Source organism: Prosthecodimorpha staleyi, assembly GCF_018729455.1.
In the GTDB taxonomy this organism is placed as follows: domain Bacteria; phylum Pseudomonadota; class Alphaproteobacteria; order Rhizobiales; family Ancalomicrobiaceae; genus Prosthecodimorpha; species Prosthecodimorpha staleyi.
The window spans coordinates 331,832-340,770 of the sequence record NZ_JAHHZF010000004.1; the positions used below are offsets into that span (position 1 = coordinate 331,832).

General features: G+C 70.9%; 11 protein-coding genes. 8 read left to right on the forward strand and 3 right to left on the reverse strand.

All coding sequences use genetic code 11. The features are described 5' to 3' along the window. Window positions 1-4: 4 nt before the first annotated feature. From phnH to KL771_RS09970, 8 genes are read left to right on the forward strand one after another with little or no spacing between them, the layout of a single operon-like run. Complete coding sequence (phnH, locus tag KL771_RS09935; RefSeq protein ID WP_261968376.1) at window positions 5-616, forward strand: phosphonate C-P lyase system protein PhnH; 612 nt, start codon at window positions 5-7, stop codon at window positions 614-616. Then, window positions 607-1,740, forward strand: coding sequence for a carbon-phosphorus lyase complex subunit PhnI (locus KL771_RS09940; RefSeq protein ID WP_261968377.1), 1,134 nt, complete (start codon window positions 607-609; stop codon window positions 1,738-1,740). The genes phnH and KL771_RS09940 overlap by 10 nt, the downstream gene beginning before the upstream one ends. Beyond that, window positions 1,737-2,630: an alpha-D-ribose 1-methylphosphonate 5-phosphate C-P-lyase PhnJ gene (locus tag KL771_RS09945; RefSeq protein ID WP_261968378.1), complete on the forward strand. Its 894-nt coding sequence runs from the start codon at window positions 1,737-1,739 to the stop codon at window positions 2,628-2,630. The genes KL771_RS09940 and KL771_RS09945 overlap by 4 nt, the downstream gene beginning before the upstream one ends. Beyond that, window positions 2,620-3,399 (forward strand): phosphonate C-P lyase system protein PhnK, encoded by a 780-nt coding sequence (gene phnK / locus KL771_RS09950; RefSeq protein ID WP_261968379.1) that lies wholly within the window; start codon window positions 2,620-2,622, stop codon window positions 3,397-3,399. Before KL771_RS09945 ends, phnK begins: the two co-directional genes overlap by 11 nt. Then, window positions 3,396-4,100 (forward strand): phosphonate C-P lyase system protein PhnL, encoded by a 705-nt coding sequence (gene phnL, locus KL771_RS09955; protein WP_261968380.1) that lies wholly within the window; start codon window positions 3,396-3,398, stop codon window positions 4,098-4,100. The genes phnK and phnL overlap by 4 nt, the downstream gene beginning before the upstream one ends. Window positions 4,101-4,129: 29 nt before the next feature. Next, complete coding sequence (locus KL771_RS09960; RefSeq protein ID WP_261968381.1) at window positions 4,130-5,299, forward strand: alpha-D-ribose 1-methylphosphonate 5-triphosphate diphosphatase; 1,170 nt, start codon at window positions 4,130-4,132, stop codon at window positions 5,297-5,299. A gap of 35 nt (window positions 5,300-5,334) precedes the next feature. Further along, complete coding sequence (locus KL771_RS09965) at window positions 5,335-5,865, forward strand: MOSC domain-containing protein (protein ID WP_261968382.1); 531 nt, start codon at window positions 5,335-5,337, stop codon at window positions 5,863-5,865. Window positions 5,866-5,867: 2 nt separating this feature from the next. Beyond that, a complete protein-coding gene (locus tag KL771_RS09970) occupies window positions 5,868-6,569 on the forward strand; it encodes a DUF1045 domain-containing protein (RefSeq protein WP_261968383.1) in 702 nt (233 codons plus the stop codon). A 137-nt stretch (window positions 6,570-6,706) separates the two neighbouring features. On the opposite strand, the gene hutX is transcribed toward KL771_RS09970, so the two are convergent. From hutX to KL771_RS09985, 3 genes are all read right to left on the reverse strand, one after another. Then, window positions 6,707-7,249: a heme utilization cystosolic carrier protein HutX gene (gene hutX / locus KL771_RS09975; RefSeq protein ID WP_261968384.1), complete on the reverse strand. Its 543-nt coding sequence runs from the start codon at window positions 7,247-7,249 to the stop codon at window positions 6,707-6,709. 14 nt (window positions 7,250-7,263) lie between these two features. After that, the gene (locus KL771_RS09980) at window positions 7,264-7,602 is read right to left on the reverse strand and encodes an antibiotic biosynthesis monooxygenase family protein (protein WP_261968385.1); all 339 of its coding nucleotides are present in this window, start codon (window positions 7,600-7,602) and stop codon (window positions 7,264-7,266) included. 13 nt (window positions 7,603-7,615) lie between these two features. Then, window positions 7,616-8,939, reverse strand: a 1,324-nt coding sequence (locus KL771_RS09985; RefSeq protein ID WP_261968386.1) for an energy transducer TonB, incomplete at its 5' end; no start/stop codon positions are given.

Consider the following 8,939-nt stretch of genomic DNA (forward strand, 5'->3'; position numbering starts at 1 on the left):
CGACATGACCGCCATCGTGTCCGCCGCCGGGTTCGAGAACCCGGTGCATGAAGCCCAGGCCACCTTCCGGGCTGCCATGCGGGCCTTTGCCGAACCGGGCCTCGCCCAAATGGTCGAGCCCGCCCTGCTGGCGCCTGCGCCGCTGCAGCCGGCCACGGCCGCGCTGCTGCTGGCCCTGGCCGACTTCGAAACGCCGATCTGGCTCGATCCGGCCGCGCTCGCCGTCGAAGGTCTAGCCGACTTCCTCCGGTTCCAGACGGGCGCGCCGATCGTCGCCGATGCGGGCCGCGCGGCCTTCGGAGTGATCACCGAACCGGCGGCCTTCACGGGCTTCGCGGCCTTCGCGCAGGGCACGCTTGACTACCCGGATCGTTCCACGACGCTGATACTCCAGGTCGAGACGCTGTCTGCCGAGGGACCGCTGGAGCTCGTCGGTCCAGGCATCGCGAGTCGGCGCCGGCTCGGCATCCGACCTGAGATTCCCGGCCTCGCTTCGGCACTTTCCGCCAATCACGGCATGTTTCCGCGCGGGGTCGACCTGCTGCTGGTCGCCGGCGACACCGTCGTCGGCCTGCCGCGGTCCACGCGCGTCACGGAGGATGCGGCATGTATGTAGCCGTCAAGGGTGGCGAGCGGGCGATCGACAATGCCCATCGCCTGCTCGCCCACGAACGCCGCGGCGACCCGACCGTGCCGGAGATCGCGCCCGAGCAGATCGCCGGACAGCTTTCCCTAGCGGTCGACCGCGTGATGGCCGAGGGTTCGCTCTACGATCCGGAGATCGCCGCCATCGCCATCAAGCAGGCGCGCGGCGACCTGATCGAGGCGATCTTCCTGGTCCGCGCCTATCGCACCACCCTGCCGCGCTTCGGCTGCTCTGAGCCGATTGACACCGCTGCCATGCGGGTCGTCCGCCGCGTCTCGGCGACCTACAAGGATCTCCCCGGCGGCCAGGTGCTCGGCCCGACCTTCGACTACACCCATCGGCTGATCGATTTCGATCTGGCCACGGGCGGGGAGCCGGAAGCCCCGGCGGAGGCCGCCCGCGCGCTCGAGCCGGCCCCGCATGTCACCGCGCTCCTCGACGGTGAGGGCCTGATCGAAGCCAATCCGGACCGGACGGCGGAGCCCGCCGACCTGACCCGCGAACCGCTCGCCTTCCCGGCCGGGCGCGATCTGCGCCTGCAGGCGCTCGCCCGCGGCGACGAGGGCTTCCTGCTCGCGCTCGGCTATTCGACCCAGCGCGGCTACGGCCGCACCCACGCCTTCGCAGGCGAGATCCGCATCGGCGATGTCGAGGTCGAGTTCTTCGCCGAGGAACTCGGCTTCGCCGTGCCGCTCGGTCGTCTGCGCGTGACCGAATGCGAGATGGTCAACCAGTTCAAGGGTTCGGCGACCGTGCCGCCGCAATTCACGCGCGGCTACGGGCTGACCTTCGGCCAGCTCGAACGCAAGGCCATGTCGATGGCGCTGGTCGACCGGGCGCTCCGGGCCGAGGATCTCGGCGAGGAGACCGGGGCGCCGGCGCAGGATCAGGAATTCGTCCTGTCCCATGTCGACAACGTCCAGGCGACCGGCTTCGTCGAGCACCTGAAGCTGCCGCACTATGTCGACTTCCAGGCCGAACTCGGCCTCGTCCGCCAGATGCGGCGCGAGCAGGCGGCAGAAGCCGCCGCGCAGGCAGAAGCGGCCCAACAGGCCGCCACGGCCGCCACCCTCGATCGGGAGGCCGCGGAATGACGGCAGCCGCGTACAACTTCGCCTATCTCGACGAGCAGACCAAGCGGATGATCCGCCGCGCCATCCTGAAGGCGATCGCGATCCCGGGCTACCAGGTGCCCTTCGCCAGCCGCGAGATGCCGATGCCCTATGGCTGGGGCACCGGCGGCGTGCAGGTCACCGCCTCGATCCTCGGCCGCGACGACGTGCTGAAAGTGATCGACCAGGGCTCGGACGACACCACCAACGCGGTCTCGATCCGCAAGTTCTTCCAGAAGACCGCCGGCGTGGCGACCACCACGGCCACCGCCGAGGCGACCGTGATCCAGACCCGCCACCGCATCCCCGAGACCCCGCTCCAGGCTGGCCAGGTGCTGGTCTACCAGGTGCCGATCCCCGAGCCGCTGCGCTTCCTGGAGCCGCGCGAGACCGAGACGCGCCGGATGCATGCGCTGGCCGAATACGGCCTGATGCATGTCAAGCTCTACGAGGACATCGCCCGCCACGGCCATATCGCGACCACCTATGCGTATCCGGTGATGGTCGCCGGCCGCTACCTGATGGACCCGTCGCCAACGCCGAAATTCGACAACCCGAAGATGCACCGCTCCGCCGCCCTGCAGCTGTTCGGGGCCGGCCGCGAGAAGCGCATCTATGCGGTGCCGCCGCATACCGAGGTGGTCAGCCTCGATTTCGAGGATCATCCCTTCGAGGTCAACCGCTTCGACCAGCCCTGCGCGCTGTGTGCGGCGCAGGGCGTCTATCTCGACGAGGTGGTGCTCGACGACCGCGGCGGGCGGATGTTCGTCTGCTCGGACACCGACCACTGCCAAAGCCGACAGGCGGCCGGCCATCGCGGCACGATGGCCTCGCCGATCGCCGCCGCGGAGGGGGGACGCCATGCAGAGTGACGAAGCCCCGCTCCTGGTGGCGCGCGGCGTCACCAAGCTCTACGGCCACCGCATCGGCTGCCAGGACGTGACCTTCGACCTGCATGCCGGGGAAGTGCTGGCCGTGGTCGGCGAATCCGGCTCGGGCAAGTCGACGCTGCTCTCCGTGCTGTCGACCCGGGCCGAACCGAGTGCCGGACGGATCGAATACCGGATGCGCGACGGCGTCACCCGCGATCTCTTCCTGCTCAACGAAGCGGAGCGCCGGCTCCTGCTCAGGACCGACTGGGGCTTCGTGCATCAGGACCCGCGCGAGGGGTTGCGCATGGGCATCTCGGCCGGCGGCAATGTCGGCGAGCGGCTGATGGCGGTCGGCGAGCGGCACTACGGCCGCATCCGCGAAACCGCGATCGACTGGCTCGGCCGGGTCGAGATCGACGAAAGCCGGATCGACGACACGCCGCGCGCCTATTCGGGCGGCATGCGCCAGCGCCTGCAGATCGCCCGCAATCTGGTCACCGCCCCGCGCCTCGTCTTCATGGACGAGCCGACCGGCGGGCTCGACGTGTCCGTCCAGGCGCGGCTGCTCGATCTGCTGCGCGGCCTTGTCGCCGATCTCGGCCTCGCCGCCATCGTGGTCACCCATGATCTGGCGGTCGCCCGGCTGCTGTCGCACCGGATCATGGTCATGCGCCACGGCCGGGTGATCGAGACGGGCCTGACCGATCAGGTGCTCGACGACCCGCGCGAGCCCTATACCCAGCTTCTCGTCGCCTCGGTGCTGACATGACCGTGATGCTGCGCCTCGAACGGGTCTCCAAGAGCTTCGTCATGCACCTGCAGGACGGCAAGGTGCTGCCGGTCGTCTCCGGCGTCGGCCTGGAGGTGGCGGCCGGCGAATGCGTCGTGCTCGGCGGCCCGTCGGGTGCCGGCAAGTCGTCGATCCTGAAGATGATCTACGGCAACTATCGCTGCGATGCCGGCCGCATCCTGGTGCGCGATCGGGACGAAACCGTCGACGTGGCCAGCGCCGCGCCGCGCCGCATCGTGCGCCTGCGACAGACCACGCTCGGCTATGTCAGCCAGTTCCTGCGCGCCATCCCGCGCGTCTCGGCGCTCGATCTGGTCGTCGCCGCCGCGCGCGACCAGGGCGTCCCGGCCGGCGAGGCGGAGATCCGCGCCCGCGGCCTGCTCGCACAGCTCAACGTGCCGGAGCGGCTCTGGAGCCTGCCGCCGGCGACCTTCTCGGGCGGCGAGCAGCAGCGCGTCAACATCGCCCGCGGTTTCGTCGGCGACCATTCGGTGCTGCTGCTCGACGAGCCGACCGCATCGCTCGACGCCCGCAATCGCGCTGCCGTGGTCGACCTGATCGCGGACAAGAAGCGGCGCGGCGTGGCGCTGATCGGCATCTTCCACGACGAGGACGTGCGCGACCGCGTCGCCGACCGGATCGTCGACGTGACCGCCTTCGCGGTCGCCACGGCGGCGTGAACCCATCCGATGAGGAGCCCGACACCGTCATGCTGAAGAGAACCGAGCCGTCGGAGGCACGCGGCTCGACCGCCCTCGCCGCCCGCCGCATCGTGCTCGCCGACCGCGAGACCGACGGGACGGTGGTGGTCGAGAACGGCACCATCGTGGCGATCGAGGAGGGGCGCGTCCTGTCCGGCGCCATCGATTGCGGGGCGGACGTGCTGATCCCGGGTCTGGTCGAACTGCATACCGACCATCTGGAGCCGCACTATTCGCCGCGCCCGAAGGTGTTCTGGAAGCCGTTCTCGGCCGTGATCGCCTATGACGCGCAGATCGCCGCCTCCGGCATCACGACGGTGTTCGACAGCCTGCGCGCCGGCTCCGACGGCGACCGCAACTCGCTGGCCGGCGGCCTGTTCGCGCTCGGCGAAGGCATCGAACACGCGCGCACGACGGGGCTGCTGCGCGCCGACCATCACACCCATCTGCGCTGCGAGATCTGCTCGCACGACGTGGTCGAGATGGCGCGCGACTATGTCGAGCGCTTCGATGTCCGCCTGATCAGTCTGATGGACCACACGCCCGGCCAGCGCCAGTTCCGCGACGAGCAGAAGCTGCGCGACTACTACCGCGGCAAGGCCAGCAAGACCGAGGCCGAGCTCGACGTCTATATCGCCGGCCGCAAGGCACTGCACGACCGCCATCACGACGCGCACCGCCGGGCGCTGGTCGCTCTCGCCCATGAGGCCGGCGTCGCGCTGGCCAGCCATGACGACACCACCGAGGACCATGTCGCCGAATCGCTCGCCGACCGGGTCGCCATCGCCGAATTCCCGACCACGCTCGAAGCCGCCCGCGCCTCGCACGAGGCCGGCGTCGCGGTGCTGATGGGCGCGCCCAACGTGGTCCGCGGCGGCTCGCATTCCGGCAACGTGTCGGCGCTGGATCTGGCCGAGGCCGGTCTGCTCGACATCCTGTCGTCCGACTATGTCCCGGTCAGCCTGATCGAGGGCGCCTTCGGTCTGGCCGGCGTCGCCGCCATGGGCGGTCTGCCCGGCGCCATCCGCACCGTCACGGCCGGCCCGGCCCGGGCGGCCGGGCTCGACGACCGCGGCGAGATCGCGCCCGGCAAGCGCGGCGATCTTGTCCGCGTCGCCCTGCACGGCGATCATCCGGTCGTGCGGGAGGTCTACCGGTTGGGGCGGCGCGTGGCGTGAACGGTGATGTGGATAGGCCTGGGAGCGCACCCCGCGTGGTGGCGGTCGCGGCGAGCCCGGTGCACGGCTTCTCGAAGGCACTGCAGCCGCAGATCGAACTTGTCGCCGGGCTCGGCGTCGCCGGCGACGCCCATGCGGGTGCGACCGTCAAGCATCGCTCCCGCGTCCGGGTCGACCCGACCGCGCCGAACTGGCGCCAGGTGCATCTGCTGGCGGCCGAATTGCTCGACGAACTCGCGGCGGCCGGTCATCCGGTCGCGCCGGGCGATCTGGGCGAGAACATTCTCACGCACGGCCTCGATCTGATTGCGCTCCCCGTCGATGCGCGCCTGGTCTTCCCGTCTGGGGCCACGCTCCGAATCACCGGTCTGCGCAATCCTTGCCAGCAGATCGAGGACTTCCAGGCGGGTCTGCTCGGCCAGGTTCTAGTGCGCCGGCCCGACGGCAGTTTGAACCGCCGCGCCGGCATCATGGCGGTGGTGGAGACGGCCGGAGCGGTCGCGCCGGACGATACGGTCCGGGTCGTGCTGCCCGATCCGCCGCATCGGCCGCTCGAAAGGGTCTGACCATGGCTGCCCCGGTCGCTGCTGCCCGCTATGCGATCTATTTCGCCCCGGCCCCGGAAACCGCCCTGTGGCGCTTCGGCTCGGCGGCAATCGGCTATGACGCGGCGACCGGTGCCGACCAGCCGATTCCGGAGGTTGCCGGCTTTTCGCCGGAGCGGCTTCGGGAGATCACCGCCGAACCCCGTCGCTACGGCTTCCACGCCACGCTGAAACCGCCGTTTCGCCTCGCCGATCCGACGGACGCGGCCGGCCTTCTCGAAGCCGTCGCCCGCGTCGCGGCCAGTTGCCGTCCTTTCGGACTGCCGGAGCTCCGGCTCGACGCGATCGGCGGCTTCCTTGCCCTTACGGTGGCGGGACGCCCGCAATCCCTGCACGATCTCGCCGATACCTGCGTCGAGCGCTTCGATCCCTGGCGGGCGGCCATGGACGAGGCCGAGATGGCGCGGCGCGCGAGCGCGGGACTGTCCGAACGCGAACGCGATCATCTCGCCCGTTGGGGCTACCCCTATGTCTTCGATCGCTTCCGCTTTCACATGACGCTGACGGGCCGTCTGGCCGATGCCGAGCGTGCCGCACTGGCCTCCGCCCTGTCCGACCGTTTCGCCGCAATCGCGGCGCCGGTTGCGGTCGATGCGCTCACCGTCTTCGTCCAGCCGGATCCGGCCGCCCGCTTCCGCGTCCTGGCGCGCTTTCCCTTCGGCTGAGCGATCGCAGCGGCAGGCGTCAAGACTCCGCCGGCCGCCCCCGTCAGACCGACAGCCTGACCTCTCGATCCGGCCGGGCATTCGGACGACGCGAAGCCGGGCGGCGGAACGGGGACCGCCGCCCGGCTGCACGCCCGTCAGGCGGCCGGAGCCGCCAGGGTCGGCTGGTGTGCCGCCGGGACGGCCCGGTCGCGCAACGCTTCGAACAGGGCGAGTTGGGCCGTATCGAGACTCCGGTCCGGGCTGCGCTTGACGAAGATCTTGAACATGATGGCGCCGTCCTCGTCGACGAACTGGATCGAGCAGGAGCGACGGCCGAAGAACAGCCGGTCGACACAGTAGATCGCGACACAGCGGCCGGCCGCGATATGGCCGTGCAGGGCCGCGCCGGAACCGACGTTGAAATAGCCCTGCCCGGCCGTGCCCGGCATCAGGGCGGTATCGATCTCGAACACGCCCGCGGCGGTATGGACGATCACCAGCACGTCGCCCCAGCCGGTCAGTTCGTTCCAGACCGAAGCGAGATCGACGCCGTCCAGCCGGACGGCGTCGCGGCCGGGAAGGCGCGCGAGCACCGCCCCCGGCGTCGTACCGGCCTTCGCGGCAATCCGTTCGATGACGCCGTCCGGCTCGGCCGCCAAGGCCGCGTCGATCCTGGCTTCGACCGCTTCGAACGTCATGTCCGCAAGTCCCGTCATTCTGCGGCTTCCTTGCGCTGGTCGTTGGTCAGTTCCTGGACGACCTCGAATCCTTCGAACTCCGGATGACCGAGATAGGCGACCGGCGAGCTGCCTGCCCGGGCATGGGACGCGCGGAAGGCCTCGGACTTGGTCCAGGCTTCGAAGGCGTCGTAGCTCTCCCAGACGGTGTGGGAGGAATAGAGTCGGTGGTCCGGCTTTTCCGGGCCGCGCAGGAGATGGAAGGCGATGAAGCCGGGCAGTTCGGCCAGGCGGCTTTCGCGCGTCAGCCAGTGAGTTTCGAAGGCGGCCTCCGAACCGAGAGCGACGCGGAAGCGATTCATGGCGATATACATTCAAGTCTCCTTTTCACCTGAGATCGTATCGGACGAGGGTCCGGAAGGTGGCGGTGGCCGGGGCGCCATCGGGTGCCTGCGGATAGGGGGCGGCACGCCGGACGGTATCGAGCGTGGCGCGGTCGAGGTCCGGGCTGCCCGAGGAGCCGACCAGTTCGGCCGAAACCAGGCGACCGTCGCGGGCGACCACGAAGGCGACCGGCACGCGGCCTTCTGTCCCGCGTTCGCGGGCCGCATCCGGATAGCGCTTGTGCCGGATCAGATGGGCGAGCACCTGCGCCTTGTAGGAGGCGAGGACAGCAGCGCCCTCGAAGCCGGAGCCGCGCAAGGCCGCGCTTCCGGCCCGGCTGTCGGCCGCATCCCGGGTATCCGGTTTGCCGGTCGCCTGGCCGCGGGCCGCGACCGGCCTTTCCGGCGCCTTGGCGGCGGTTCGGCGCGGCGCCTTGGGCGGCGCCTTGCGGACGTCCGGCACCGGAGGAACGACCGGTTTCGGAGCCGGCCTGGCCACCGGTTGCGGCTCAGTAATGACGGTCGACAAAGCCGGGTCGGGTGGCGCTTCGGCGACAGGCTTCGGCTCGGGTTCCGGCGGCGGCGGTTCGGCGGCGACGGGCTTCGGCTCGGGTTCGGGCTCCGCCGGCGGCGGCGGTTCGATGACGGACGGCGGCGGCTCGGCCACGCTCGCCTCCGCGACCGGTGCGGACAGAGGTTCCGGCGGCGGGGCAGCCTCGATCGCGGCGGGCTCCGGCGGCGGCGGAACGGGATCCGGCGCGGGCGGCGGCGGCTCGGGGGTGACGGTCGCGATCGGTTCGGCCGCGATCGGTTCGGGTGGAGCCGGTTCGGACTCCGGCGGCTCCGGCAACGTAGCCACGACGGGCTCCGGCGGCGGTTCCGGCGCGGGTTCGGGCAGCGGTTCAGGATCGGGCAGCGGTTCGGGTACCGGTGCGCCGGCGGCGACGACTTCGGGCGCCTTCGCCTCGGCGATCCGATCGGGCGGCGTTTCCGGCAGGATTTCGGCGGGCTTCACATCCGGCGGGGCGGTGAGGCCGGCGGCGGCTATGCGGTCGGCATCCGAATCGCCCGGGGGAACGAACTCGACGACGATCGCCTCCTCGCCCCCGGCGGCGGCCTGTTCGGACGGCCGCAGCACGACGGCGGCGACGGCGATGCCGGCATGCAGCAGAAGCGACAGCAGCGCCGGCCAGCGGCGCGACCGGACCGGTGCCGCTCTCGGCACCGGCAGGCCGGCCTGAACGATCGGGGTTGCAGCCGCCGGACCCGGCTCGGGCCCGGCGGGCGGCGGGGGGGCGGCGGGCCGCACGCGCCGGGGGGCGCGCGCA

Excerpts from the sequence above, each read along its gene's own strand:
- phnH (WP_261968376.1), top strand. The coding sequence starts at position 5 with ATGACCGCCATCGTGTCCGCCGCCGGGTTCGAGAACCCGGTGCATGAA.
- KL771_RS09940 (WP_261968377.1), top strand. The coding sequence starts at position 607 with ATGTATGTAGCCGTCAAGGGTGGCGAGCGGGCGATCGACAATGCCCAT.
- KL771_RS09945 (WP_261968378.1), top strand. The coding sequence starts at position 1,737 with ATGACGGCAGCCGCGTACAACTTCGCCTATCTCGACGAGCAGACCAAG.
- phnK (WP_261968379.1), top strand. The coding sequence starts at position 2,620 with ATGCAGAGTGACGAAGCCCCGCTCCTGGTGGCGCGCGGCGTCACCAAG.
- phnL (WP_261968380.1), top strand. The coding sequence starts at position 3,396 with ATGACCGTGATGCTGCGCCTCGAACGGGTCTCCAAGAGCTTCGTCATG.
- KL771_RS09960 (WP_261968381.1), top strand. The coding sequence starts at position 4,130 with ATGCTGAAGAGAACCGAGCCGTCGGAGGCACGCGGCTCGACCGCCCTC.
- KL771_RS09970 (WP_261968383.1), top strand. The coding sequence starts at position 5,868 with ATGGCTGCCCCGGTCGCTGCTGCCCGCTATGCGATCTATTTCGCCCCG.
- hutX (WP_261968384.1), bottom strand. The coding sequence starts at position 7,249 with ATGACGTTCGAAGCGGTCGAAGCCAGGATCGACGCGGCCTTGGCGGCC.
- KL771_RS09980 (WP_261968385.1), bottom strand. The coding sequence starts at position 7,602 with ATGTATATCGCCATGAATCGCTTCCGCGTCGCTCTCGGTTCGGAGGCC.